Below are 25643 nucleotides of genomic sequence, written 5' to 3'. Positions count from 1 at the left end.
CGCCCATTGATCGAAGTGAGGTCGAAATGTTGAGAGATCAATCCTCTGATCGGGCCAAGCGCGAAGCCAACAAGGCGTTCAAGCCAGTCAAGACGCAGAAGCCGATGAACGACTATGCGAAGGACCAGCACTCCCTCAACGAGAACCGCGAGCGGCTCAAAGCGGAGCGATTGGCCCGCGAGGCGAAGTCGAAAGAGCAGCTTGAAAAAGAGCTGCTTGAAAAAGGCTTGCCCGAATAGGAAGCGTCTTGTCGCTGGTTACGATCTGCATCCGGCCGGCTGAAAACCGCCGTACGTTTTCCGGATCATGCTCTAGAGCATCGAGAGAAGGACGACGCCGTCCTCGAGCTCCCCGGACGCCAGCCGGGTCCGCGCGATGCGCTCAAACTCGGTGCGGTGCTTCTGAAGATAGCTGAAGGCCTGTTTCTGCGTTTGGAACGTGGTCGCGAGCCGGCACATCTGTCGGCCAGCGCCAAGCGCCAGAAAAAAGGTGATTGTGCCACCGCCGTCCGACTTGGCTCTAGGCACGACCCGCACTCTTCGGCATGTGACCGGTCCTCTCCAGATTTCGTCGGTGGCGCTGCTGAAGTCGATTATTGCGGCGGCTTCCTCTTGCGCTTCGTCGGGGTCGATGCCGGCAACGATGCTTGAAGGGTCGCGTCGGCCGCTTCCTTGGCTTCGCGCAGTTCGCGCAGCCGCGCCATGTTCTTGCGAACGTCGACCGCCTGTTTTACGGCATCCGCCATGGCGCGCGCTCCTTCTTCAGCCGCCAATCGTTGGCGGTTGGAACGCGCGATACCTTCGGGTGACGGTTCTGCCGATTTCCTGGCGCTCATCCCTCACCCTGCTCCGAAAACAGACAAAACCCGCTCAATCCCTAGGATCGAGCGGGCAGCGTGGCCGTTTCAGTACATCCGTGAAACGGCACCAGGGAGCTCAGGCCAGCGAGAGATTCTCTGCGCTGACTTTGCCCCGCATCTTGTCGGTCTTGGCCTCGAAGTTGACCTTTTGGCCTTCAGCGAGACCCGCAAGACCAGCCCGCTCGACCGCGCTGATGTGAACGAACACATCTTGGCCGCCGTCGTCGGGCTGAATGAATCCAAAGCCTTTCTGGCCGTTGAACCACTTCACGGTACCTGTCGTCATTTTCTTCTCCAAAGCGCGCAAGCGCACATTCCGCGTGACGCTCACGCAGAACCAATTCAATTCGTCGATGTCTCTGGAAAAGGAGCCCGCGGGCGCATTCAACAAGGCACAGCGGCTGAACGAACAGCTTTTAAGGTATACCTCACCGTCTCTACTTGCAAGGCTTGTCCAAGCTTAATTGCACCAGGACCTCGGCGGAACATTCCCAGGTTTGAGACGACTACGCGGGGCCTCCCTCTGGCGAAACGCTGAGGAGTTGAACGAGGAACGCTGCGGAATTGTGGCTTCCGCTGACGAGGCGTAGACATTGGGGCTGATCTTGCTGCGCAGGATGGGAGGTCACCATGTCACTACTGGGCAAGGCCGCCGTCGCGATGTGGTGGAGCGTTCGCCCCGAACAGCGCAGCGAGTTCGGCGACTGGCATTCGCATGAGCACTTTCCGGAGCGGATGAGCATTCCCGGTTTCCGGCGCGGCTCGCGCTGGACCAGCACGACGAACGCAGAGGGCTTCTTCGTGCTCTACGAGCTCGCACAGTACGAGGTGCTCACGTCGAGCGGATATCTCGACCGGCTCAATGCGCCGACGCCGTGGTCGGCGAAGATGATGCCGCATCATCTCGGCATGGTCCGCAGCCAGTGCCGGGTGGCGTCCAGCTTCGGCGGCGGTGTGGCGACATCGCTGGCAACCATCAGGCTGTCGCCCCAGGCCGGACGGGAGACGGAGCTTCAAACGCGCCTCTCGGAAACGCTCAGCGCATTGGCGCTGCAGCCGGGGCTGACAGGCGCCCACCTCCTCTTCACCGACACGCCTCGCACGAGCGCGCCCACCACCGAGCAGCAGATCCGCGGCAGCGACGGCGCTGCCGACTGGATCGTCCTGCTGTCGGGTTACGATGCCGATGTGGTTGACGCCGGGATCGCCGGCCAATTCTCGCCGTCGTCGCTTCACGCGGCGGGTGCTCGCGAGGATATCAAGATCGGCCGCTACAGGCTGGCATTCACGATGACGCCACAGGATGTCGCAGCGATCTAGCAACCCGGCCAGAAGGACCGCCGACAAAAAAAACGAGATGCCATGTCGGATCGGCGGCTTCCCGGTCGTCCTCGTGACATGAATGGGCCATAGACGCCAATCTCGGGCCCATCAAACACTGAGGATAACAACCATGCCCAGCACGATCCGCCTGCACCGCGCACCAGCCCGCAAAAAGTCTATCGGGCTTTCCTGGAGGCCGATGCGATGGCGAAATGGCTGCCGCCGAACGGCTTTACCTGCACCGTGCATCATTTCGAGCCCAAGGTCGGGGGCACGTTCAAGATGTCATTCCGGAATTTCACGACGGGCAACAGCCATTCGTTCGGCGGCGAATATGTCGAGCTCGTGCCCGGCGAACGTCTCCGCTACACCGACAGGTTCGACGACCCCAACCTGCCCGGCGAGATCGAGGTCACCGTGATCCTGAAGAAGGTCTCGGTCGGCACCGAGATCGACATCACGCAGGCCGGCATCCCCGACGTGATCCCGCCGGAGGCCTGCTATCTCGGCTGGCAGGAATCGCTGCGCAATCTGGCGAAGCTCGTCGAGCCCGAGATCATTCAGTAGCCGTGACGAAAGTATCGTAGTTGGTGTCGTAGGGTGGGCAACGGCGCACTTGCGCCGTGCCCACGATCTTTCTCGTACGGCGACAGACGCGTGGGCACGCTTCGCTCTGCCCACCCTACGGCACTGTTCGATCAGATGCGCCGCTCTACCCACGCGGTCATTCTGAGCGCAGCGAAGCAATGACGGACAATCGTCAAGCGCCCGCCTTCGCCTCCAGCCCGCCACCTGCCGTCCAGCGGTCCGGGTCGGGACTGTGCCCGATCAGCGCGAGCCCATAGGCGATCGACTCGAACTGATCGCCCGACATCAGCCGTTCGTTGCCGAACCGCTCGGCGAACAGCTTTCGGACGGCCGGCACGAAGGACGTGCCGCCGGTCAGGAACACCTTCTCCACCTCGCGCGCGGTGATGCCGGCTTCGGCCAGCACCTTGTCGACGGTGGCCCCCAGCCGGGCGATGTCGTCTGCAATCCAGGATTCGAAATTTTTCCGCGTGATGGTCGATCCGATATCGACCCCGCCGCCCTTGAAGCGGAAATCCACCTCGTCCTGCGCCGACAGCGCAACCTTGGCATTTGACACTGCACGGTACAGCGAAAAGCCGAGGTCGAGATCGACGATGGTGATGAAATCCTCGAGCAGCTTCGGCTTCAGCGCGGTGCGTGCAAGCTCCCGCAGCTCACGCAGATCGCCGTTGCTCTTCATCATCGCGAGCTGATGCCAGCGCGCGAGGTTGGTGTAATGGCCGCTGGGGATCGGCAGCACCTTGTCGAACGAGCGGAAGCTGGAGCCCTTGCCGAGCCGCGGCGAGACGACGTGGTCGACGATGCGGTAGTCGAACGTGTCGCCGGCGATGCCGATGCCGGCGTGGCCGAGTGGCTCGGCGCGAAGGCTGCCGCCCGCGCGCGAGAAACGCATCACGGAGAAATCGCTGGTGCCGCCGCCGAAATCCGCGACCAGCACGGTGGCATCGCGCTCCAGCCTCCGGGCAAAGGAGAACGCCGCGCCCACGGGCTCGTAGACGTAGCGCGCATGGCCGGCGCCCAGGCGCTCGAACGCGGCGCGGTAGCGCTGCATCGCCAGCGCCTCGTCGGGATTGCCGCCGGCAAAGCGCACGGGACGGCCGACCGTGATGGTCGAGGTCTCGAAGCCGAACCTGTCGCCGCCATGGCGCGCCAGCGTCCGCAGGAACGCCGCCAGAATATCCTCGAACTTGAAGCGTTGCCGGAACACTTGCGTGGTGTTGAAGCTGCTGCTCGCCGCGAACGTCTTGAACGACTGCAGGAAGCGGTAGACGTGGCGTCCTTCGAGGAACGTCTCGATCGCCCAGGGGCCGCCTTCGGCCTGGGCACCGGCGCCCGGCCGATCCTCCCAGAAGCACAAAGCCGACACGTAGACGCTGTGGCGCTGTCCGCCGTGATCGAAGCGGATGGCCTCGACCCGGCGGTCGTCCGCCGCAAGGGCGACGACCGTATTGCTGGTTCCAAAATCGATGCCGATCGAGACGGCGGGCGAGGCGCTCGACATGAACCACTCTGACAGATGATTGGAAGGGGGCAGACCACTAGCGGCTTTGACTTGCCCTGCCAAGCCTTGCCTGCAAAGCCTTGCCCTGCCAAGCCTTGCCCCGCAAAGCCTTGCCCTGCAAAGCCCTCGGCCATTGCGGCTCGCTTCAGGTTCGCGCGGTGGGCCCCGGTTTCCCCTTCAAGCGTATGGATATGCCTCTGGCAGGTACGGCTTCGGCGTCCGGAGACGGCGTCTAAGCCGGAAAGCCCCGTTTGGAGGCCATTTAAGCCCGAACCGACCTCATTAACCCCGCATTATGCTGCAATGCGGGACTTTGTATGCTGCTATGCAAACAAGCGCGTAGACAGTGGCATCTGGTATACATATTTTCATCCTGAGACGAGACGCCAAGACTGATCGTCTCAAGAAAGGGAATTCCAATGTCCAAGACCGCTTCCGTCGCTTTCGCCCCCTCCTCCTCGCTGTTCAGCCGCTTCATGGCTGCGGTCGACCGTTTCCTGATGGCGAGCGCCGAGATCTCGAACCACAATGGCGACCTGCCGCGTTTCGGCCTGTAAGAAGGCCTTCCCCGCGCAGCCGAAACGGCGCGCGGCAGGCAACCGCAGACGATAGGTTTGATAAATGGCCCCCTCGTCGGGGCCATTTTCTTTTGGTCCCCGCTTCGCCCGCGAACACAACTGCGACGATTGGTCCGCCGATTTGGCCGGCCGTCCAATTGTGAGCCAGCTGGCATCTCGCATACCATTCGACAACCAAAACGATTGCACGACCAAGGTGCTAGATGGGGATGCAGAGCGCGGGACAGGAACGGCCAAGGAAATGGCACGTTTGCCAATCAGGGCGGAGCCTTAGCCCAAAGGAGCGGATGTCGCGCCTTGTCCCCGCTCATAAACTTCTGGTTGGTGAGGCTGCAATGGGAGATCGACCGCAAAGGTGACCCCAAGCGTGTGAATCCAGATGGGCTGACGCGAGCTGGCAAAGAACGGCCGCGTTTCGACAGGGAGAGAAACGAGATGAAGTCATTCGTTCTGAATGTCGCTTTGGCGGCAATGGCGATGTCGTGCGCCGGCAGCACTGCAAGTTTTGCGGCCTGGGAGCCGGTTCGTCCGGTCGAGTTCATCGTGCCCGCGGGCACCGGCGGCGGCGCTGATCAGATGGCACGAACCATCCAGGGCATCGTCACCAAGCATAATCTCATGAAGCAGCCGCTGGTCGTCATCAACAAGGCCGGCGGTGCAGGCGGTGAAGGCTTTCTCGACGTGAAGACGTCGTCGGGCAATCCGCACAAGATCATCATCACGCTCTCGAACTTGTTCACGACGCCGCTGGCAACGGGGATTCCGTTCAACTGGAAGGATTTGACTCCGGTCGCGATGCTGGCGCTGGATGAATTCGTGCTCTGGGTGAATGCCGAAAAGCCGTACACCAGCGTCAAGGATTACGTCGACGCCGCAAAGAAGGCCCCAAGCGGCTCATTCAAGATGGGCGGCACCGGCTCGAAGCAGGAAGACCAGATCATTACGGTCGGCATCGAGAAGGCGATCGACGCGAAGTTCACCTACATCCCCTACAAGGGTGGCGGCGAGGTCGCGGTTCAGCTCGTCGGCAATCACGTCGATTCCACCGTCAACAATCCGATCGAGGCGGTCGCGCAATGGCGCGGCGGCAAGCTCCGTCCGCTCTGCGTCTTCGACGCCCAGCCGATGGCCTATGACGAGCCGATCGCAGAGGGCAAGGCCTGGAAGGATATTCCGACCTGCAAGTCGCAGGGCCTCGCGATGGAATATCTCATGCTGCGCGGCATCTTCATGTCGCCCAAGGCCACCAAGGATCAGGTCGAGTATTACGTTGAGCTGTTCAAGAAGGTTCGCGCCACGCCGGAATGGCAGGACTTCATGAAGAGCGGCGCCTTCAACACGACCTTCCTGACCGGGGCCGACTACGCCAAGTGGGTCGAGGCGGAGGAGAAGCGGCACGAGGGCTTGATGAAGGAAGCCGGTTTCCTCGCGCCGGGCAATTGATCCCGGGATTGACCCGCGACACCGATGACGGATGAGGACGCCGGTCGTCCTCCCGTCTGCTGCGAAACAGTCCGATTCCGCCTGGAGCTCCCATGACTGAACAATCCGAATCCGGCCCGACCCACAAGACGCTGGAGATCGGCATGGCGCTGTTGATCGGCGCCTTTGGTCTCGTCGTGATCTTCGGCAGCATCAAGGCCGGCATCAACTGGGGCGCGGAAGGCCCGCGTGCCGGATTCTTCCCGTTCTATGTCGGCGCCGCCATCGTCGGTGCCAGCGCAATCAATCTCTGGAGCGCGCAACGCGACGACGACGGCCACCTGTTCGCGTCATGGGGACAGCTTCGCCAGGTCATGAGCGTCGTCGTGCCCACCGCGATCTATGTCGGCTCGATGCCGTTCATCGGCCTCTACATCGCCTCGATGGTCTTCATCGCCTGGTTCATGCGCTGGCTCGGCGGCTATCGCTGGCTGACGGTCATCGCGGTGGCGGTCGGCATGCCGGTGGTGACCTATCTCGTTTTCGAGCGCTGGTTCCTGGTCCCGCTTCCCAAGGGGCCGTTCGAGGAGTGGCTCGGTCTGTAAGGGCCCACGCATTCATTCAATTGCTGCTGCAGGACGTATCGATATGGAAGAGTTGGCCAATCTATTTCACGGCTTCGCGGTCGCCCTGCAGCCCTACAACATCATGCTGATGATCATCGGCATCACGCTCGGGGTCATCATCGGCGTGCTGCCGGGGCTCGGGGGCGCCAACGGCGTGGCGATCCTGCTTCCCCTGACCTTCAGCATGCCGCCGACATCGGCGATCATCATGCTGTCATGCATCTATTGGGGCGCCTTGTTCGGCGGCGCCATCACCTCGATCCTGTTCAACATCCCCGGCGAGCCCTGGTCCGTGGCGACCACCTTCGACGGCTATCCCATGGCGCAACAGGGCAAGCCCGGCGAAGCCCTGACGGCCGCCTTCACCTCCTCCTTCGTCGGCGCGCTGTTCGCCGTCATCATGATCACGCTGGTCGCGCCGCTGGTCGCGGGCTTTGCGCTGCGATTTGGTCCGGCGGAGAAGTTCGCGGTGTACTTCCTCGCCTTCTGCAGCTTCGTCGGCCTCAGCAAGGAGCCGCCGTTCAAGACCATCGCGGCGATGATGATGGGCTTCGCGCTCGCCGCGGTCGGCCTCGATTCGATCACCGGCCAGTTGCGGCTCACCTTCGGCGTCACCGAGCTGCTCAACGGATTCGACTTCCTGATCGCCGTGATCGGCCTGTTCGGGATCGGCGAGATCCTGCTGACCATGGAGGAAGGGCTCGCCTTCCGCGGCGGCAATGCCAGCATCAACCTTCGCGTCGTGCTTCAGACCTGGCGCGAGCTGCCGACCTACTGGATGACCTCGCTGCGCTCCTGCCTGATCGGCTGCTGGATGGGCGTCACGCCCGCCGGAGCGACGCCGGCATCCTTCATGAGCTACGGCATCGCCAAGCGGCTGGCGCGGCGCGGCAACAATTTCGGCAAGGGCGAGATCGAAGGGGTGATCGCGCCGGAGACGGCCGCGCATGCGGCAGGCACCTCGGCGCTGCTGCCGATGCTGTCGCTCGGCGTGCCCGGCTCGCCGACGGCTGCCGTGCTGCTCGGCGGCCTCCTGATCTGGGGCCTGCAGCCAGGTCCGATGCTGTTCGTCGAGCAGAAGGAATTCGTCTGGGGCCTGATCGCCTCGATGTATCTCGGCAATCTCGCCGGCCTCATCGTCGTGCTCACCTGCGTGCCGCTGTTCGCCGCGATCCTTCGCGTGCCGTTCGGCATCATCGCCCCGCTCATCCTGGTGCTGTGCGCGATCGGCGCCTATTCGGTGCACAACAGCACCTTCGACGTCATGCTGATGCTGGTGTTCGGCGTGCTCGGCTATCTCCTGAAGAAGTGCAACTACCCGCTCGCACCTCTCGTGCTCGCCATCGTGCTCGGCGACAAGGCCGAGGAAGCCTTCCGCCAATCGCTGCTGGGATCGCAGGGCTCGCTCGGCGTGTTCTTCTCCAACGGCCTCGTCAGCACCATCATGGCGCTCGGTCTGGTCGCCCTGTTCTGGTCCGCGATCCAGGAAGGCTACAGCCGGCTGCGCATGTCGATGGCGTGAGGCGCGCGCGCCGGCGCAATCGGCGCCAGCGGCCGCCGCCGAAACCCGCCGCGCGGCCGAACTTCTGGAATACAGAATTCCAGGACTGAGCAGCCGCGCACCGATGTGCGAGGGGGCAGCGCGCTCCACCGACGCAGAAGCTGAAAATTGCGGATGCGCAGGTTCCCGCAGCCGCTTGCGGCTTCGCCGAAACGGGGAAGACTTCTCACGAAATCAACGGGTTGATCGCAGGCCGGAAGCCGATTGAGCTTTACAATCGAGCAGCCATGGTGCATGTGAAGAATCCGCGATATTTCGCCGCACCCTCCAGTCCTTCGCTTGAATCTTGGCATAATGAATACCAGGATGCGAACCAGCGCACGCATAAAAATGATCGGCGCCTTCGGGAGGGTTTTTTATGACAGACATGGTGCAGTCAACAGCGGCCCCAAGCGTCGCGCGCGTCAGCGATGCCTATCGCTGGACGCAGTTGGCGGTTGGCGTCGCCGCGATGGTGATGATTGCCAATTATCAATACGGCTGGACGTTCTTCGTCCCTGACATCCAGAAGAAGTTCGGCTGGGATCGCGCGTCGATCCAGTGGGCCTTTACGCTCTTTGTCCTGTTCGAGACCTGGCTGGTCCCGGTCGAAGGATGGTTCGTCGACAAATACGGTCCGCGCATCGTCGTGCTGGTCGGCGGCGTGCTCTGCGCCATCGGCTGGGCGATCAACGCCCAGGCCACCACGCTCAACGGCTACTATCTCGGCATGATCATCGCCGGCATCGGCGCCGGCGGCGTCTACGGCACCTGCGTCGGCAACGCGCTGAAGTGGTTTCCGGACAAGCGCGGTCTTGCCGCGGGCATCACGGCCGCGGGCTTCGGTGCGGGCTCCGCGCTCACCGTCGCGCCGATCCAGGCCATGATCAAGGACAGTGGATTCCAGACCACCTTCCTCTATTTCGGCCTCGGACAGGGCATCATCATCTGCATCCTCGCCTTCTTCCTGCTCGCGCCGAAAGCGGGTCAGGTGCCGAACGTGGTGGCCAATGCCAATCTGCTGCAGACCCGGCGCAACTACCAGCCGACCGAGGTGCTGCGTCAGCCGATCTTCTGGCTGATGTACTTCATGTTCGTGATCGTCGGCGCCGGCGGCTTGATGGTGACGGCCAACCTGAAGCCCATCGCGGCCGACTGGAAGGTCGACAACGTGCCGGTCACGCTGATGGCGGTGACGATGACGGCGGTGACCTTCGCGGCCACGATCGACCGCGTGCTCAACGGCCTGACGCGTCCGTTCTTCGGGTGGATCTCCGACATGATCGGCCGCGAGAACACGATGTTCATCGCCTTCGGCATGGAAGGTTTCGGCATCTGGATGCTCTACCTCTGGGGCCACGATCCGATCTGGTTCGTGCTGCTCTCGGGCTTCGTGTTCTTCGCCTGGGGTGAGATCTACTCGCTATTCCCCTCGACCTGCACCGACACGTTCGGCGCCAAGTTCGCGACCACCAATGCCGGCCTGCTCTACACTGCAAAGGGCACCGCCGCACTGCTGGTGCCGATCGGCAACTACATGCAGCAGTCGTCGGGCACGTGGGACAGCGTGTTCATCATCGCGGCCGGCGCCAACATCCTGGCTTCGCTGCTGGCGATCGCGGTGCTCAAGCCCTGGCGCAAGGTCGTGGTCGCCAAATCGACCGTCTGACACGCCCATCGCAGCTCTTCATCGAGCAAACGCCCGGCCTCACGGCCGGGCGTTTTCGTTTGGCGACATCTTGCAGCGCCGGTCCCGCTCCAATGGAACCGCAGATTTGTGACAATCCGCCGCAGATAGGGCTTGCATTCTGGAATATGGTATACCAAGCTCCGCGCCGCGCTTGCGACGATAAGCCACAACATTTGCGACACTGGGTCATCTTGCAATCCAAAGTCGTGATCAATCAGGCGCGTTGGGAGGTTCTTGATGATTTCCAGCACGGACGGCGCCGTCACGGCCGCGCCTCTTCGCACCGGTTTCCGTTGGCTCCAGCTCGTCATGGGCATCGTCTGCATGGCGATGATCGCCAACCTGCAATATGGCTGGACGCTGTTCGTCGATCCGATCGATGCGGCCCATCACTGGGGACGCGCCGCGATCCAGCTCGCCTTCACCGTCTTCGTCGTCACCGAGACCTGGCTGGTGCCGATCGAGGCCTGGTTCGTCGACAAATACGGCCCGCGCATCGTCGTCATGTTCGGCGGCGTGATGATCGCGCTGTCCTGGATTCTCAACTCCTATGCCGACAGTCTCACCTTGCTCTACGCGGCCGCGATCATCGGCGGCATGGGTGCGGGCGCGGTGTACGGCACCTGCGTCGGCAACGCGCTGAAATGGTTTCCCGACCGCCGGGGCCTTGCCGCCGGCGCGACCGCCGCGGGCTTCGGCGCGGGCGCCGCGCTCACCATCGTACCGATCGCGACCATGATCGCATCGAGCGGCTATCAGCACGCCTTCTTCACCTTCGGCATCGGCCAGGGCGTGATCGTGTTCGTGCTCGCCTTCTTCATCCAGCCGCCGCGGCTCTCGATCCCGCCGAAGAAGAAGCAGCTCAACCTGCCGCAGACCAAGATCGACTTCACCCCGCCGCAGGTGCTGCGCAGCCCTATTTTCTGGGTGATGTATCTCGTTTTCGTCATGGTCGCATCCGGCGGCCTGATGACCGCGGCGCAGATCGGCCCGATCGCGCACGACTTCAAGATCGCCGATACCCCGGTCACGCTGGCCGGCTTCCAGATGGCGGCACTGACCTTCGCGATCTCGCTCGACCGCATCCTCGACGGTTTCGGACGCCCCTTCTTCGGCTGGGTCTCCGACACGATCGGCCGCGAGCACACCATGTTCATCGCCTTCGGCACCGCGGCGCTGATGCTGCTGACGCTGTCGGCTTACGGTCATGTCCCGGTCGTGTTCGTGCTCGCGACCGCCGTGTATTTCGGCGTGTTCGGCGAGATCTACTCGCTGTTCCCGGCGACCTGCGGCGACACCTTCGGCTCGAAATTCGCGACCACCAACAACGGCATGCTCTACACCGCGAAGGGCACCGCCTCCCTGCTCGTCCCGCTCGCCAGCGTGATCTCGGCGACCTACGGCTGGAAGTCCGTGTTCGTGGTCGCGGTCGCCCTTAACGCGACGGCGGCGCTGACGGCGTTGTTCGTGATCAAGCCTATGCGTCGCGCCTTCATCCTCGGCAAGGAAGCCGAGAGCGCGAGCACAGCAACCGGCAGGGCCGAGACCACTGCAAAGACCGAGACGGCGTAGCCGCCACTGACATTGCAGGGATCAACAAGGGGCGCAGGGATGCGCCCCTTTCTTTTTCGCACCAAGCAAACGTCAGTATTGCTGTCGCAAGATTTTTCGGATCGCCCAAACCAGCGCTTGACGATTGGCATTATGTATACCACACTTCCTGCAACATTCACCCAGGGAGGTTGCAATGCTGGTCGGAGACATTCTGCGCAAGAAGACGCCGCGCGTTGTCACGGTGCGAATGAACGAGACGGTGGGTATCGCCGCCAAGCTGATGCGCGCCAACAACATCAGCGCTCTCGTGGTCAAGGACGTGGTCCGCTCCGAGGGCAATACCGCCGTCGGCATGTTCACCGAGCGTGACGTGGTGCGCGCCGTCGCCGAGCACGGCGCGAATGCCGTCAACGTCAAGGTCTCGCAGCTCGTCTCGGTGCAGCAGCTGGTGTCCTGCACCTCCAGCGATACGATCGAGCAGGTCCGGCATCTGATGAACCGGCATCACATCCGCCATTTGCCCGTCATCGACGATTACAGCCTCGTCTCCGTCATCAGCATGCGCGACATCGCAGCTGCCATGGACGAGGCCATCAACGGCACGCCGCAAGCGGCCGCCTAAAGCGACGCACACTTCCCCTGTGACTACCGGCCGGCTCGGACACGTTCGAGCCGGACCGGATCTTTCGTCCCAAAATTCCGGTCTCCCGCGAGGATTTCATGAAGATCTGCATCTACGGCGCCGGCGCAATCGGCGGATATCTCGGGGTTCAGCTTGCACGCGCAGGCGCCGATGTCAGCCTCATCGCGCGCGGCGCGCACCTTGCCGCAATGCGCGAGCGCGGCCTGACGCTGCTCGCGGGCGAGGAGAGGCACACCGTGCATCCGCGCTGCACCGACGATCCCGCCGAGCTCGGCGTGCAGGACTACATCATCATCACGCTGAAGGCGCATTCCATCACCGGCGTGATCGAGAAGATGCAGCCGCTGCTCGGGCCGCACACCCGCATCGTCACCGCCGTCAACGGCATCCCCTATTGGTACTTCTACAAGCATGGCGGTCAGTACGAGAATTCGACGCTGGAGAGCATCGACCCCGGCGGGCGGCAGTGGCGCGAGATCGGCGCCGAGCGCGCCATCGGCTGCATCGTCTATCCCGCCACCGAGATCGAGGCGCCAGGCGTGATCCGCCACGTCTACGGCAACAACTTCCCGCTCGGTGAGCCCTCCGGCGAGATCACGAGCGACGTGCAGCGCCTTGCCGATCTGTTCGTCGCGGCCGGGCTGAAGGCGCCGGTGCTCGACCGCATCCGCGACGAGATCTGGCTCAAGCTGTGGGGCAATGTCTGCTTCAACCCGATCAGCGCGCTGACCCATGCAACGCTCGACGTGATCTGCACCGATCCGTCCACGCGTGCGCTGTCACGCGCGATCATGGTGGAGACGCAAGCGATCGCCGAGACGTTTGGGGTCAAATTCCGCGTCGACGTCGAGCGCCGCATCGAGGGCGCCCGCAAGGTCGGCGCGCACAAGACCTCGATGCTGCAGGATCTCGAGCGCGGCCGCCCGATGGAGATCGACCCGCTCGTCACCGTGGTGCAGGAGATGGGCCGCATCACCGGCATCGCGACGCCCGCGCTCGATTCGGTGCTGGCGATGGTGACCCAGCGCGCCCGCATCGCCGGGCTCTATGACGGCGTCTCGACACCTTCAGATCCCCGCGCACTGGCGGTGGCGTGATGGCGGGCGAGATGAAGCAGTGGCTGCGCTTCCGGAATAATGGCGCGACCGGTTTCGGCACGCTGACGCCATCGGGCATCAGCGTGCACGAGGGCGAGATGTTCGGCCGCAACGCCGCGACCGGCAAGATTCTGGCGCTGTCGGAGGTCGAGCTGCTGGCGCCTTGCGCGCCCAGCAAGATCGTCGCGCTCTGGAATAATTTCCACGCGCTCGCCGCCAAGCTCAACCAGCCCGAGCCGCCGGAGCCGCTGTATCTGCTCAAGGCCACCACCACCATCACGACGCCCGGCGCCGTGATCCGCCGTCCCTCCTATTACGACGGCAAGACCACCTATGAAGGCGAGCTCGGCATCGTCATCGGCAAGACCTGCGCGCGTGTCTCCCCCAGCGAAGCCAACAGCTGCATCTTCGGCTATACCTGCGTCAACGACATCACCGCCAACGACATCCTGACCAGCGACCCCACCTTCCCGCAATGGGCCCGCGCCAAGGGCATCGACGATTACGGCCCGTTCGGCCCGGTCATCGCAACCGGCCTCGATCCGGCCAAGCTGATCGTCCGCACCATCCTCAACGGCGCGGAGCGGCAGAACTACCCGATCTCCGACATGATCTTCTCGGCGCAGGAGCTGGTCAGCAGGATCTCCCACGACATGACCCTGCTCCCCGGCGACCTCATCGCCGTCGGCACCTCGGTCGGCGTCGGCGTGATGAAGGAGCCGGTGAACACGGTCACCGTCGCGATCGACGGCATCGGCGAGCTCACCAACGAGTTTCGGCTGTAGCTGCAAACACCGGCCCGAAGCCCGGATGAGCGAAGCGATATCCGGGACGGCTCTTCGCTGTGGTCCCGCAAGTCGCTGCGCTCATGCGGGCTACTCACTTATTCTCGCTGCAGCGCGGCAAAATTGATCCGGCGCAAATCGCGCCGGCACGGCCGCCTTATCCTTCCCGGCAATCAGTTTCTGACGCCAGGGAGGACGCCATGACGAATGCAAGTAATGCACTTTTGTGGACGGCTCTGTACTTTGCTCTCGCGTTCGGTGCGATCTTCGCGGTCTGGTTCGCCGACAAGATGCGCTCGAACTTCCTCGAGAAATGATAGCGCGCACGGCGCAGCAGCCCGGATAAGCCAAGCGACATCGGGGACGACTCTTCGCATGGTCCCGCATGTCGCTCCGCTCGCGCGGGCTTCTAACGCTGCTCGATCCGCCATGGCCGGCCTTGTCCCGGCAAGCCGGGCATGACGCGTGTGCGGAACGTCTGTCCGGGAAAACCCGGCACCTTCCGCGCCGCCCCACCCATCGGCCAATGCAACCAGCCGTGGATCACGGCGCCCGAAACAGCCCACAAGCCTGCCCGCCCCTTGCGCTCGGTTCCGCTCTTGGCAATCATGGCGAAAATGTGCGCCGGCGTGTGGAATTCACGATGTGGCTGTTTTTCCTGATTGCCTGGTTCGGCCTGTTGGCCATCGTCGCGGTCGTCGCCCAGCAGGCGTTCGGTCACGACATCAGCCACCTGCCCGCCTGGTTCGCGGGCCTGCCGGTGCCGCAGCGCATCGCGACCGGAATATTCCCCGCCCTCGCGCTGACCCTGATCGGCGCTTCAGCCTGGCGGCTGTCGCGCCAGGACCGCAGCCTGAAGACGCTGCGTGACCGGCTGAAGAAAACCCGCGAGGACGTCGTCGTTGCCCACGCTCTGCAAAACCACTTGGATGCCACTGTCCAGCATTTGATCGAGAGCGACCCGAGGGAGGCGGTCTCTGCGCTGCACGACAAGCTGGGCGAGACCGAGCAGCGCGCTCTGCTCCAGCAGGGCCGCAACCAAGCCACCGACATGCACGACCAGCTCGCCGAAATCCGCAGTCGCCAGCAGCACCTGCGCGACATGGTCGGCAAGGTCGCCGAGCAGCGCCGCGCGGTCGAGCCGGTCTTCACCGAGATCCGCGACCGCCAGAACCAGCTCGAACGCTCCCTGCACGATCTCGAGACCGACGACCGCAAGAACAACCTCGCCGATCGGCAGAGGGACATCGCGCGCGACGTGGCAGCGCTTCTGGGACGGGTGAACAGCGTCCAGGAGACATTTGCGACACTCAACCAGTACAAGGAGGATCTGGCGAAATCCCACGCCGAGCTGGTGCCGCTGCGTGCCTCGGACGCCGGCATCAACGCCCTGATCGGCGAGCTCAGCCTCGGCCACGAGCGCCTTGCCAAGACCATCGACGAGCTCGAGACCGGCGGCGAGACGCCGCTTGCCACGCGCGTCGAGACGTTGTCGAAGAACAAGATCGAGATCGAGCAGCGCCTCGCCCGCATCGACGACAGCTTCAACATTCTCAAAAGCATCCGGCTCGACTTCGAGGAGCTCGGCCAGCGCCAGGCGCAGCTCGAACGCTCGCTCGCCGATGTCGAAACGGACGCCGACGGCAAGACCCTTGCCGACCGCCAGAACGCGCTGAACGATTTCGTCCTGCAGTCACGCCAGCGCCTCGGCGCCCTGCAGGAGACGCTGGCGACGCTGAACGCCTTCAAGACGGAGCTGTCGAAGTCGCAGACCGACCTCGTCCCGTTGAAGGCCCCAGTGTTCGGCATCGAGGCCTTGATCGCGGAGGTCGGTGCCACCCGCGATCTCCTCGCCAGGACCGTCGGCGAGATCGAGACGAATGGCGACGTCACCCTCGCCTCGCGTGTCGATGCGCTGACCCAAAGCAAGCGCGAGGTCGAAGACCGCCTCGCCCGCATCTTCGACAATTTCAACGCGCTCGATGCCTTGCGCAAGGACATCGGCGGCATCTTCTCGACGATCAGGAACAGTTTGAACCGGATCGGGTGAGAAGCCTGATAGCAGCACTCCGAAACATCCAGACACATCACATCTGCGCGCGTCAGAGATATGCCGCCAACATGTCGCGGGGGTGCCGCAACTTGGTCGCATTCGGACGTCCATCTCTGAGGCGTGTCTGGGGGCACGGCACTGCCGTGTTTGGACCAAACCTTCTAGGGGTATCAGCTGTGAAGAAGATTGTAATTGCTCTGGGTGCCACGCTTGCTCTGGTGACGGCTGCGAACGCTGCGGATCTGCCGCGCCGCCAGCCGGTACCTGTCTATCCGGCGGAGCAGGCGCCGATCGGCAAGATGCCGATTGGCAAGAGCCCGGTTGGAAAGGCCCCTATCGGCAAGGCGCCCGGCCCGGTCGCTGCGCGCTACTGACGCGCAACAGACCAAGCGCAAAACTGGCGTAAGCGGCCGACAGTCGAGGGGCACAGCGTGACGAACAAACCTGATCGATCGGGACCCTGCATCCTTGCGGGGTTCGCCCTCGCGGCCATGATCGCGTGTACGACGCCCTCGGCCTCCGCCCACGAAGCGAACAAGCGCGTTGCCGACGCCAACGCGCTTGCCACGAGCGACTCCACATCGCGGCCTCAGCCGCAGTCGACGCGGCGCTCCGTCGCGCGCGCGGAGAAAGGTCCCTACTACGTCGACTTCCGTGCGCGAACCGCCGCGAGCTGGGGCCACGCCTTCGTCTGGTACGGCAAGACCAGCGAGAAGGCGGTCGAGGTCGCCGGGCTCACGCCGGCCGGCGACACGCTCGCCTACGTGCTCGGCCACGTCACCTTCGTGCCGTCGGAAACCGGTGCGAGCTACGGCGATCTCGATCCGGAATATCTGACCGCGAGCTATCGCGTCTACCTGAACGAAGCCGACGCCAAGCGCGTGTTCGCCTACATCAAGAAGAAGCAGGCGAACTCGCCGGTCTGGAACGCCGAGACCATGAACTGCACCGGCTTCATCGGCGACATCGCCGAGTACATGGGCCTGGAAGTTCCCAATCGCTGGCAACGCCCGGAAAACTTCGTCAACCGCCTCAAGGAAATAAACGGCGGCCGCCAGATGGTGCGGCTGTCGGCAGAGTAGCCCGGCAGCCTGCACCACACGACGCCGTCATTGCGAGCGCAGCCCCTGCCCGTCGGGCAAAACACCCCGCCAAATCCTCCCTCTCGCCTGTCAAGCCCAGCCGCGTCAAATATTCCACTTTACCGAAATTCTGATTTGCCGTACAAGCAAGTCACCCTGGCCCGAGACAAGGGGCGGATCGCGATCGTCACGAACCGCGGACCGGGGTGCGATGGACGCGACGGCGTCGGGCGCGAGCAGCATTGCAGGGCGGGAAACCGTGAGCAAAGCGCTTTCCGCGCATACGACCCGGCGCCGACAGCGTCTTCGCATGGCTTCGGGCGTGAGCACACGCCAGCACTCGAAGTCCCAGCGAAGACGTGCGCGGACGGTCAAGTCGTGTGGTCCTGACGCCCGGGGTCTGTGCGTCAAGTCCTGCGGTGATGTGGCGGCCAACCGGCGCGCGCATCAATCACCCGCAAGGCGACGGGGGCAATAGTGCATCGCTCCCCGAGGAGAGCACGAAGTACGCCGTAAGCCATCGCGCAGGGAAGGCCGGGCGTTCGGCTCACCTGTGGTCCACCCCGTGTGCATCTTCGTAGCGCACGGACTTACGGGTGCCAGCCGGCGCCCGGCCTTCCCTGCGCCCTTGTCTTTCATGAGGGCAACGCGACGACGCAAAACTCGGGCGGAGATGCCGCGAGAGGGCGAAGGTGTGTCTAGTGTTTGAAGAACCGGATCGAGGTTATCCGTGCCCCGGACGCAGCGCAGCGTCCCTTCGACGGTGCGCTGCAGAGCCGGGGCCCATCTTTCAGAGCCCTCGCTGAGCATGGGTCCCGCTCTGCGCCGCAACGTGAAGGACGTTGCAGCACATCCGGGACACGAGCCCCAGGATTATCCGCGCCACGGAATCCTCCCTCTCCCTGCATGCTCGCCCCGCCCCCACCGCACGCCCCGCTGATAGACTTTTACCACCCCCGGCGGCATCCTTCCGCCATCACCGACAACAGAGCCTGCGGGCCATCCAGGGGGAAACACAGCATGTTGCAGACACGGTTCACGAAACTCGTCGGCGTCGAGCACCCGATCGTCCAGGGCGGCATGCAATGGGTCGGCCGCGCCGAGCTGGTCGCCGCCGTTGCCAATGCCGGCGCGCTCGGCTTCATCACGGCGCTGACCCAGCCGACGCCGGAGGACCTGACCAAGGAGATCGCGCGCTGCCGCGACCTCACCGACAAGCCGTTCGGCGTCAACCTCACCATCCTGCCCGCGATCAAGCCGCCGCCTTATGCCGAATACCGCGCGGCCATCATCGAGAGCGGCATCAAGGTGGTCGAGACCGCCGGCAACAAGCCCCAGGAGCATGTCGATGAGTTCAGGAAGCACGGCGTCAAGGTCGTGCACAAATGCACCAGCGTCCGCCACGCGCTCTCGGCCGAACGCATGGGCGTCGACGCCATCTCGATCGACGGCTTCGAATGCGCCGGCCATCCCGGCGAGGACGACACGCCCGGCCTGATCCTGATCCCCGCCGCCGCCAACAAGATCAAGATCCCGATGATCGCCTCGGGCGGCTTTGCCGATGCCCGGGGCCTCGTCGCAGCGCTGGCGCTGGGCGCCGACGGCATCAACATGGGCACGCGCTTCATGGCGACCAGGGAGAGCCCGATCCACCAGCTCATCAAGGAGAAGATCGTCGCCAATGACGAGCGCGAGACCGAGCTGATCTTCCGCACCATGCGCAACACCTCGCGCGTCGCCAGGAACGAGATCTCGACCAAGGTCGTCGCGATGGAAAAGGAAGGCGCCAAGTTCGAGGACATCCGCGAGCTGGTCGCGGGTGCCCGCGGCAAGATGGTCTATGCGACCGGGAACTCCGACGAAGGCATCTGGTCGGCCGGCCAGGTGCAGGGCCTGATCCAGGACATCCCGACCTGCGCCGAACTCATCTCCCGCATCGTGCGCGAAGCGGAAGCGATCATCCGCAGCCGGCTCGAAGGCATGATCGTTCAGCCGCAACGCGAAGCCGCCGAATAATCACCGCAAGAAGCGAGAGCAATCCATGAAGGCTTACGTCTACGGCCCTGAGGGCGCTAGGATTTCCGACGTCGCTCAACCAAAACCGAAGGGCACGCAGGTGCTGGTGCGCGTCCGCGCCTGCGGGCTCAACCGCGCCGACACCGGCATGCGCAAGGGGCACGCCCACGGCGCGGCCGGCGGCGCCGGCACCGTGCTCGGCATGGAATGGGCCGGCGAGGTCGCCGAGCTCGGACCGGATGCCCAGGGCGTGAAGATCGGCGACCGCATCATGGGCTCGGGCGGCGCTGCGTTTGCCGAGTACACCCTCGCCGATCACGGCCGGCTGTTCCGCGCGCCCTCGAACATGAACTTCGAGGAAGCCGCCACCCTCCCCGTCGCGCTCGCGACCATGCACAACGCCGTCGTCACCGTCGGCGGCGTGCAGGCGGGCCAGAGCGTGCTGATCCAGGGCGCCAGCTCTGGTGTCGGCCTGATGGCGATGCAGATTGCAAAACTCAAGGGCGCAAAGCTCGTGATCGGCTCCTCGACCGATGCCACGCGCCGCGGCCGGCTGAAGGAGTACGGCGCCGACCTCGCCGTCGACAGCTCCGATCCGAAATGGGTCGAGGAGGTCCTGAAGGCGACGAACGGTGAAGGCGTCGACCTGATCGTCGACCAGGTCTCGGGCAAGGTGGCGAGCCAGAACCTCGCCGCGACCAAGGTGAAGGGCCGCATCGTCAATGTCGGCCGGCTCGGCGGCACCCATGCCGATTTCAACTTCGACCTGCATGCCGCGCGCCGCATCGACTATGTCGGCGTCACCTTCCGCACCCGCACCATCGAAGAGGTCCGCGAGATCTTCGAGGAGGTCAGGAAGGACATCTGGGGCGCGGTGGAATCGCGAAAACTGCAGCTGCCGATCGACAAGGTGTTCGCGTTCGACGACATCGACAAGGCGTTCGACCACATGGAGGCGAACAAGCACCTGGGGAAGATCGTGGTGACGGTGTGAGGGATACCGCGGTCCCGTAGGGTGGGCAAAGCGAAGCGTGCCCACGATCTGTATCCATCACTGACGAATGGTGGGCACGGCGCTTTGCGCCTTTGCCCACCTACGAGACTAGGCACGACGCGGATTGCTCCTGCAAATCACTAGCGACTACTCCTGTGGATCATCACTTGATGTCCCGCGCTAGGCTGCTAAATCCCCCGCCATGACCTCCCAGCACAGCAAAACCTCGGTCGCCGCGATCTCCATCTTCGCCAGCGGCGGCATGGCGGCGGCCAAGTTCGCGGTCGGCATCGCGATCGGCTCGCTCGCGCTGATCTCCGAGGCCCTGCACTCCTCGATCGACCTGGTCGCGACCATCATCACCTGGGCTGTGGTGCGGGTGTCCGACAAGCCGGCCGACGAGGAGCACCATTACGGCCACGGCAAGCTGGAGAGCGTCTCGGCGCTCGGTGTGACCGCCCTGCTCTACGTGCTTGCCGGCGGCATCCTGGTCGAGGCCTACAGCCGGCTGCGCGAGGGAACCCCGCCGCCGACCATTTCGGCCGTGCCGTTCGTCGTGCTGGTGATCGACATCGTCGTCAATCTCTGGCGCGCCCGCGCCCTGCACCGCGCCGCGCGCGAGACCAGGAGCCAGGCGCTCGCCGCCGACGCGCTGCATTTCGCCTCCGACGTGATGGGCTCGTTCGCCGTGATCATCGGCCTGATCCTCGCCGCCCTCGGCTTCTGGTGGGGCGACGCGGCCGCTGCCGCCGCGGTTGCCGTGATGATCGCCCTGCTCGGCCTGCGCATGGCCGGCTCGACCGTGCAGACGCTGGTCGACCGCGCCCCGCAGGGTGCGCAGGAGAAGGCCACGGCCGCGATCCGCAGCGTCCCGGGCGTGATCGACGTCGAGCGGCTGCGCGTGCGCATGGTCGGCGCGACCACGTTCATCGACACCATCGCCAAGGTGCCGCGGACCTATCCGATCGACCGCGTCGAGGAGATCAAGCGCAGCGCGCAGGCCGCCGTGGACAAGGCATTCGGCGATGCCGACCTCACCTTCACCGCCGTCCCCGTCGCCCGCGACAACGAGACCGTGCGCGACCGCATCATGGTGATCGCGCACAATTCGGGCCTCGCCGTCCACCACGTCACGGTGCACGATCTCGGCGGCAAGCTGATCGTCAGCATCGACCTCGAGGTCGACGCCGCCATGCAGTTAGAGGCAGCCCATGACGTCGCCAACACGCTGGAGCGCAACATCCAGGAGGAGTTCGGCGCCGACGTCGAGGTCGACGTCCATATCGAGCCGCTGGAGCCGGAACTGCCGTTCGGGGTCGATGCCGCGCCGGAACGCGTCCAGGCCATCGCCGCCGCGCTGACTGAATACGCCGCCGGCAGCGAGATCCATGACATCCATAATGTGCGCGTCCGCAACACCGACGCCGGCGAGATCGTCAATTTCCACTGCCGCGCCGCGCCGTCGATGAGCGTGATCAAGGTGCACGAGCACGTCGACGCCATCGAGCGCGCGCTGCGGCGCGCGTTCCCGAGCGTGAAGCGCGTGATCAGCCACGCCGAACCGCCGCGTGCGTGACTGGGAGCGCGCGAGGAGTCGCACGTTCTCGTTTCGGACTCCTCGCGCCCGTGCGTTTGCGGACGCGCGCTACGCAAACTGCGCATTGGATAAGAATAATTACGCGTTAACGATTCATTGACTCTCGACACCCCGCGAAAACTGGATTCAAATCGCTGTGATTCGGAAGCGATGTGGGGCTGCCTCCGAACTTCAGTTGCAAGCAGGTTTTTAGGGGGCCAAAGGCATGTCGCGTGCAGACGCCGCGAACGCGTGCGTCCAATCCGATTCGATCAAGGGATTGGCGCAATCGATCGCGAAACCTGCCTATCATCGGCTCTTGATTGCAGAGCCGGCGCTTCGTCGCGCCGTGCCGACGCTCATCATCGCGTTCCTGATCACGATCTGCCTCGGCGCGTTCGTGCAGGTCGTCGATCAGACGCGTCAGAAGCGGCTGGTGATCCGGCACGACATCTCGGCGCTGGCCGACCTGCTCGCCGAACGCATCGACCGCCTCACCTCGGCGCGACAGGAGCGGCTCAAGAACATCGAGAGCCTGCCGGCGCTGTTGCCGGATATGATCCCGTCCTGGGGCACGGCCTCGGGCCGCCACGTCATCGTCACCTCGGCCGGCGTCGATCGCCGTCTCCTCGCCCGCGTCCCGGTCGACAGTGACCCTTCCGGCAACGACCGCCTGCTCGATGCCATCACGACCGCACAATTGCTCGCGGCGCCGACGCGCGACGGCAACGTCTCCGACATGACGCTGCCGAGCGGCAACGCCGCGATGGCGACCTCGCGGCAGATCAAGTCGCTGCCCGGCTTCATCACCGTGATCCAGGAGCGCAACGAGCCGATCTGGGGCTCGGACGCCGCGCTCTCGGTGACGCTGTCGGCGACGACCGGATTCGTCGTCCTGATCCTGGGCTTCGCCTTCCACTGGCAGTCCACCCGCGCCCGCGAAGGCGACCTCATCAACGACGCCGTGCGCGGCCGGATCGACACCGCCCTCAACCGCGGCCGTTGCGGGCTGTGGGACTGGGACCTGTCGCGCGGCCGGATATTCTGGTCGCAATCGATGTTCTCGATGCTGGGCCTCGACGGCCGCAACGAGCTCCTCACCTTCGGCGAGGTCAACGCGCTGGTGAAATCCGACGACATCGACCTGTTCGCGATCGCCGACCAGCTCATCTCCGAGAAGATCGACCACATCGACCAGACCTTCCGCATGCAGCATGTCGACGGCCACTGGATCTGGCTCCGCGTCCGCTGCGAGAAGACGCGCGGGGCGACCGATTCCAGCGTGCACCTGATCGGGATCGCCGTCGACATCACCGAGCAGAAGAGCCTCGCCGAGAGGACGGTGGAAGCCGACCTCCGCCTGCGCGACGCGATCGAGACAATTCCGGAGGCCTTCGTGCTGTGGGACGCGAGCGACCGCCTCGTGCTCTGCAACTCGCACTTCCAGCGCCTGCACAAGCTGCCCGACACCGCCGTGATCCCCGGCACCTCCTACGAGACCGTGCTCGAAGTCGGCCGCATGCCGGAGGTGCGCACCCGCCACAACGAGACCGCCGCCCAAGGCCCCGGCGCGCGCACCTTCGAGGCGCAGCTCGACGACGGCAGCTGGCTGCACATCAGCGAGCGCCGCACCAAGGACGGCGGCTACGTCTCGGTCGGCACCGACATCACCCGCATCAAGGAGCACGAGCAGAAGCTGGTCGACAACGATCTGCGCCTGCGCGCCACCGTCATCGACCTGAAGCGCTCCCAGGCGGCGCTGGAGCGCCAGGCGGTCGAGCTTGCCGACCTCGCCGAGAAGTACCAGCGCGAGAAGACCCGCGCCGAGGAAGCCAACCAGACCAAGTCGAAATTCCTCGCCAATATGAGCCATGAGCTGCGCACGCCGCTGAATGCCATCATCGGCTTCTCCGAGATCATGGGCTCCGGCATGTTCGGCGAGCTCGGCAGCGAAAAGTACCAGGAATATTGCCAGGACATCCTGACCAGCGGCCACTATCTGCTCGAGGTCATCAACGACATCCTCGACATGTCCAAGATCGAGGCAGGCCGCATGAAGCTCGACATGGAGGAGCTCGACCTGGCGCAGACGCTGGCGGAATCCTTGCGGGTCGTCACCGGCCGGGCCCAGGACAAGCACCTGACGCTCGACGCCGACATCGCAAAATCCATCTCCGTCGTCGCCGACCGCCGCGCCACCAAGCAGATCATCGTCAACCTGCTGTCCAACGCGGTGAAGTTCACGCCGGACGGCGGACGCATCGTGGTGCGCAGCCGGCAGCTCGACGACCGGATCGTGCTGATGATCGCCGACACCGGCATCGGTATCGCGCCGCATTCGCTGGCGCGGCTCGGCCGCCCGTTCGAGCAGGTGGAGAGCCAGCTCACCAAGACCTATCACGGCTCGGGCCTCGGCCTCGCGATCGCCCGCTCGCTGGCGCAGCTCCATGGCGGCTCGATGCGGCTGCGCTCCAAGCTCGAGGTCGGCACCGTCGTGCGCGTGACCTTGCCACGCGACGCGATCAAGGCGGCGTCCGGGATATCGGCCGCGGCTTAGCGCGCGGCGGGAACGCGCCTGCGGCCATCCTTCGAGACGCCCGCCTGCGGCGGGCCCTCAGGATGAGGGCGGAGTACGCGGCAGCAGTTCCAAGGGAGCGCGACGGGGGTAGAGCCTCATCCTGAGGAGACCGCGAAGCGGTCGTCTCGAAGGACGAGGCGCTTGCTCGAATCTACAATTGCAGCGACGGCGCGACTTCCCTCGCGACATTGACCAGCGCTGCGATCAGCGGCGTCATCGGATCGCGCTGCGGGATCACCATGCCGATGCTGTAATTGACGTCGGGATCGGTGATCGGGATCGAGCGCACCGTGTCGGACAGGCCGAGCGTCTCGGCAAGCTTGGCCGGCATCACGCTCGCCCAGCGTCCCGTCTTCACATGCGTGAACAGCACCAGCAGCGAATTCGAGGTCAGCGTCGGCGTCGCCTCCGCGCCGACGGAGCGTAAGGCGCGATCGATGATGCGGCGGTTCTGCATGTCCGGCGTCAGCAGGCACAGCGGAACCTGCCCGACCTCGGTCCATGTCACCGTCTCGCGGTCACCGAACATGCCGTCCGGCGCAGTCAGAAGACGGTAGCTCTCATTGTAGAGCGGAATGGTGCGCACCTTGCCGATTGGCTCGTTCTCGATATAGGTCAGCCCCGCATCGACCTCGAGATTTTCGAGCAGCCCCAGCACCTCGGACGAGGTGGTGGACTGGATACGGAAGCGCACCTCGGGATGCCGGGCGCGAAACGGCGTCGTCAGCGCTGCGACCATGCCGAGCACGGTCGGGATCGCGGCGATGCGGATCTCGCCGGAGAGCTGATGCTTCAGCCCGTTGATCTCGTCGCGCATCGCGCGGGCATCGCCGACGATCCGCCGCGCCCAGTCCAGCGCCCGCTCACCTTCGGGAGTGAACCCCTGGAAACGGGACCCGCGCTGCACCAGCATCACGCCGAGGATCTCCTCGAGCTGCTTGAGCCCGGTCGACATCGTCGGTTGCGTCACGCCGCAGACCTCCGCCGCGCGGCCGAAATGCCGCTCCTTCGCCAGCGCCAGCAATAGTTCAAGCTTGTCGATCAACCGGTCGTCCCCTCGGATTCCATCGTGGCATGCAAGCTAGCACGCCGGGCCTGCAGCAACACGCAAAAACCGGCAGCCGATACAACTTTC

The 25643-nt window shown here is 64.4% G+C and carries 23 protein-coding genes and 1 pseudogene; 19 read left to right on the top strand and 5 right to left on the bottom strand.

Translation table 11 applies throughout. The annotated features are described in order from the left end of the window. Positions 1 to 26: 26 nt before the first annotated feature. Positions 27 to 239, top strand: a complete 213-nt coding sequence (locus XI04_RS38525; protein ID WP_028143041.1) for a hypothetical protein — start codon at positions 27 to 29, stop codon at positions 237 to 239. Positions 240 to 311: 72 nt separating this feature from the next. On the opposite strand, the gene XI04_RS38520 is transcribed toward XI04_RS38525, so the two are convergent. From XI04_RS38520 to XI04_RS38510, 3 genes are all read right to left on the bottom strand, one after another. Then, a complete protein-coding gene (locus XI04_RS38520) occupies positions 312 to 536 on the bottom strand; it encodes a hypothetical protein (RefSeq protein ID WP_028143040.1) in 225 nt (74 codons plus the stop codon). 56 nt (positions 537 to 592) lie between these two features. Then, positions 593 to 835 (bottom strand): transcriptional regulator, encoded by a 243-nt coding sequence (locus XI04_RS38515; RefSeq protein ID WP_271609410.1) that lies wholly within the window; start codon positions 833 to 835, stop codon positions 593 to 595. A gap of 100 nt (positions 836 to 935) precedes the next feature. Next, positions 936 to 1145 carry a cold-shock protein gene (locus XI04_RS38510; RefSeq protein ID WP_028143038.1) on the bottom strand — a complete coding sequence of 70 codons (210 nt, stop codon included), beginning with the start codon at positions 1143 to 1145 and terminating at the stop codon, positions 936 to 938. A gap of 344 nt (positions 1146 to 1489) precedes the next feature. On the opposite strand from XI04_RS38510, the gene XI04_RS38505 reads away from it, so the two are divergent. After that, positions 1490 to 2179, top strand: coding sequence for a hypothetical protein (locus XI04_RS38505; protein WP_271609409.1), 690 nt, complete (start codon positions 1490 to 1492; stop codon positions 2177 to 2179). A 133-nt stretch (positions 2180 to 2312) separates the two neighbouring features. Further along, positions 2313 to 2749, top strand: a pseudogene (locus tag XI04_RS38500) (SRPBCC family protein). Between the two features lie 193 nt (positions 2750 to 2942). Here the strand turns inward: XI04_RS38500 and XI04_RS38495 are convergent. Then, positions 2943 to 4274 carry an Hsp70 family protein gene (locus XI04_RS38495; RefSeq protein ID WP_271609407.1) on the bottom strand — a complete coding sequence of 444 codons (1332 nt, stop codon included), beginning with the start codon at positions 4272 to 4274 and terminating at the stop codon, positions 2943 to 2945. A gap of 419 nt (positions 4275 to 4693) precedes the next feature. On the opposite strand from XI04_RS38495, the gene XI04_RS38490 reads away from it, so the two are divergent. From XI04_RS38490 to XI04_RS38415, 16 genes are all read left to right on the top strand, one after another. After that, entirely contained in the window at positions 4694 to 4831 is a 138-nt protein-coding gene (locus tag XI04_RS38490) for a hypothetical protein (protein ID WP_162832240.1), read from the top strand. Positions 4832 to 5287: 456 nt separating this feature from the next. Further along, positions 5288 to 6295 carry a Bug family tripartite tricarboxylate transporter substrate binding protein gene (locus tag XI04_RS38485; protein ID WP_028143034.1) on the top strand — a complete coding sequence of 336 codons (1008 nt, stop codon included), beginning with the start codon at positions 5288 to 5290 and terminating at the stop codon, positions 6293 to 6295. Positions 6296 to 6387: 92 nt separating this feature from the next. Continuing rightward, positions 6388 to 6879 carry a tripartite tricarboxylate transporter TctB family protein gene (locus tag XI04_RS38480; RefSeq protein ID WP_271609406.1) on the top strand — a complete coding sequence of 164 codons (492 nt, stop codon included), beginning with the start codon at positions 6388 to 6390 and terminating at the stop codon, positions 6877 to 6879. A 43-nt stretch (positions 6880 to 6922) separates the two neighbouring features. Next, positions 6923 to 8422, top strand: a complete 1500-nt coding sequence (locus tag XI04_RS38475) for a tripartite tricarboxylate transporter permease (RefSeq protein WP_028143032.1) — start codon at positions 6923 to 6925, stop codon at positions 8420 to 8422. A 397-nt stretch (positions 8423 to 8819) separates the two neighbouring features. Further along, the gene (gene oxlT / locus XI04_RS38470) at positions 8820 to 10109 is read left to right on the top strand and encodes an oxalate/formate MFS antiporter (protein ID WP_028143031.1); all 1290 of its coding nucleotides are present in this window, start codon (positions 8820 to 8822) and stop codon (positions 10107 to 10109) included. A 258-nt stretch (positions 10110 to 10367) separates the two neighbouring features. Continuing rightward, the gene (gene oxlT, locus XI04_RS38465) at positions 10368 to 11702 is read left to right on the top strand and encodes an oxalate/formate MFS antiporter (RefSeq protein ID WP_038970588.1); all 1335 of its coding nucleotides are present in this window, start codon (positions 10368 to 10370) and stop codon (positions 11700 to 11702) included. Positions 11703 to 11877: 175 nt separating this feature from the next. Continuing rightward, on the top strand, positions 11878 to 12306 hold the full coding sequence (locus XI04_RS38460) for a CBS domain-containing protein (RefSeq protein WP_028143029.1): 429 nt from the start codon (positions 11878 to 11880) through the stop codon (positions 12304 to 12306). Positions 12307 to 12404: 98 nt separating this feature from the next. Then, entirely contained in the window at positions 12405 to 13424 is a 1020-nt protein-coding gene (locus XI04_RS38455) for a 2-dehydropantoate 2-reductase (RefSeq protein ID WP_271609405.1), read from the top strand. Between the two features lie 11 nt (positions 13425 to 13435). Then, on the top strand, positions 13436 to 14209 hold the full coding sequence (locus XI04_RS38450) for a fumarylacetoacetate hydrolase family protein (RefSeq protein WP_038947112.1): 774 nt from the start codon (positions 13436 to 13438) through the stop codon (positions 14207 to 14209). A 643-nt stretch (positions 14210 to 14852) separates the two neighbouring features. After that, on the top strand, positions 14853 to 16259 hold the full coding sequence (locus XI04_RS38445) for a hypothetical protein (protein WP_271609404.1): 1407 nt from the start codon (positions 14853 to 14855) through the stop codon (positions 16257 to 16259). A gap of 179 nt (positions 16260 to 16438) precedes the next feature. Further along, positions 16439 to 16636 carry a hypothetical protein gene (locus XI04_RS38440; protein WP_018315845.1) on the top strand — a complete coding sequence of 66 codons (198 nt, stop codon included), beginning with the start codon at positions 16439 to 16441 and terminating at the stop codon, positions 16634 to 16636. Between the two features lie 57 nt (positions 16637 to 16693). After that, positions 16694 to 17344 (top strand): hypothetical protein, encoded by a 651-nt coding sequence (locus XI04_RS38435; RefSeq protein ID WP_038947110.1) that lies wholly within the window; start codon positions 16694 to 16696, stop codon positions 17342 to 17344. 1020 nt (positions 17345 to 18364) lie between these two features. Beyond that, on the top strand, positions 18365 to 19360 hold the full coding sequence (locus tag XI04_RS38430) for an NAD(P)H-dependent flavin oxidoreductase (RefSeq protein ID WP_028143024.1): 996 nt from the start codon (positions 18365 to 18367) through the stop codon (positions 19358 to 19360). A 25-nt stretch (positions 19361 to 19385) separates the two neighbouring features. After that, positions 19386 to 20354, top strand: coding sequence for a quinone oxidoreductase family protein (locus XI04_RS38425; RefSeq protein ID WP_028143023.1), 969 nt, complete (start codon positions 19386 to 19388; stop codon positions 20352 to 20354). Positions 20355 to 20556: 202 nt separating this feature from the next. After that, positions 20557 to 21930, top strand: a complete 1374-nt coding sequence (locus XI04_RS38420) for a cation-efflux pump (protein ID WP_028143022.1) — start codon at positions 20557 to 20559, stop codon at positions 21928 to 21930. 226 nt (positions 21931 to 22156) lie between these two features. After that, positions 22157 to 24487, top strand: coding sequence for a PAS domain-containing sensor histidine kinase (locus XI04_RS38415; protein ID WP_028143021.1), 2331 nt, complete (start codon positions 22157 to 22159; stop codon positions 24485 to 24487). Positions 24488 to 24659: 172 nt separating this feature from the next. Here XI04_RS38415 and XI04_RS38410 read toward each other — a convergent pair whose 3' ends face one another. Continuing rightward, the gene (locus XI04_RS38410; protein WP_028143020.1) at positions 24660 to 25553 is read right to left on the bottom strand and encodes a LysR family transcriptional regulator; all 894 of its coding nucleotides are present in this window, start codon (positions 25551 to 25553) and stop codon (positions 24660 to 24662) included. Positions 25554 to 25643 lie beyond the last annotated feature (90 nt).

This window comes from Bradyrhizobium sp. CCBAU 11430 (assembly GCF_028128855.1).
Lineage (GTDB): Bacteria > Pseudomonadota > Alphaproteobacteria > Rhizobiales > Xanthobacteraceae > Bradyrhizobium > Bradyrhizobium ottawaense.
Note: the sequence above shows the minus strand (reverse complement) of the source record. Positions and strands in the feature narration are given on the sequence as shown.

Coding starts and splice junctions, on each gene's coding strand:
- XI04_RS38525 (WP_028143041.1), top strand. CDS start 27: ATGTTGAGAGATCAATCCTCTGATCGGGCCAAGCGCGAAGCCAACAAG.
- XI04_RS38515 (WP_271609410.1), bottom strand. CDS start 835: ATGAGCGCCAGGAAATCGGCAGAACCGTCACCCGAAGGTATCGCGCGT.
- XI04_RS38510 (WP_028143038.1), bottom strand. CDS start 1,145: ATGACGACAGGTACCGTGAAGTGGTTCAACGGCCAGAAAGGCTTTGGA.
- XI04_RS38505 (WP_271609409.1), top strand. CDS start 1,490: ATGTCACTACTGGGCAAGGCCGCCGTCGCGATGTGGTGGAGCGTTCGC.
- XI04_RS38495 (WP_271609407.1), bottom strand. CDS start 4,274: ATGTCGAGCGCCTCGCCCGCCGTCTCGATCGGCATCGATTTTGGAACC.
- XI04_RS38490 (WP_162832240.1), top strand. CDS start 4,694: ATGTCCAAGACCGCTTCCGTCGCTTTCGCCCCCTCCTCCTCGCTGTTC.
- XI04_RS38485 (WP_028143034.1), top strand. CDS start 5,288: ATGAAGTCATTCGTTCTGAATGTCGCTTTGGCGGCAATGGCGATGTCG.
- XI04_RS38480 (WP_271609406.1), top strand. CDS start 6,388: ATGACTGAACAATCCGAATCCGGCCCGACCCACAAGACGCTGGAGATC.
- XI04_RS38475 (WP_028143032.1), top strand. CDS start 6,923: ATGGAAGAGTTGGCCAATCTATTTCACGGCTTCGCGGTCGCCCTGCAG.
- oxlT (WP_028143031.1), top strand. CDS start 8,820: ATGACAGACATGGTGCAGTCAACAGCGGCCCCAAGCGTCGCGCGCGTC.
- oxlT (WP_038970588.1), top strand. CDS start 10,368: ATGATTTCCAGCACGGACGGCGCCGTCACGGCCGCGCCTCTTCGCACC.
- XI04_RS38460 (WP_028143029.1), top strand. CDS start 11,878: ATGCTGGTCGGAGACATTCTGCGCAAGAAGACGCCGCGCGTTGTCACG.
- XI04_RS38455 (WP_271609405.1), top strand. CDS start 12,405: ATGAAGATCTGCATCTACGGCGCCGGCGCAATCGGCGGATATCTCGGG.
- XI04_RS38450 (WP_038947112.1), top strand. CDS start 13,436: ATGAAGCAGTGGCTGCGCTTCCGGAATAATGGCGCGACCGGTTTCGGC.
- XI04_RS38445 (WP_271609404.1), top strand. CDS start 14,853: ATGTGGCTGTTTTTCCTGATTGCCTGGTTCGGCCTGTTGGCCATCGTC.
- XI04_RS38430 (WP_028143024.1), top strand. CDS start 18,365: ATGTTGCAGACACGGTTCACGAAACTCGTCGGCGTCGAGCACCCGATC.
- XI04_RS38425 (WP_028143023.1), top strand. CDS start 19,386: ATGAAGGCTTACGTCTACGGCCCTGAGGGCGCTAGGATTTCCGACGTC.
- XI04_RS38420 (WP_028143022.1), top strand. CDS start 20,557: ATGACCTCCCAGCACAGCAAAACCTCGGTCGCCGCGATCTCCATCTTC.
- XI04_RS38415 (WP_028143021.1), top strand. CDS start 22,157: ATGTCGCGTGCAGACGCCGCGAACGCGTGCGTCCAATCCGATTCGATC.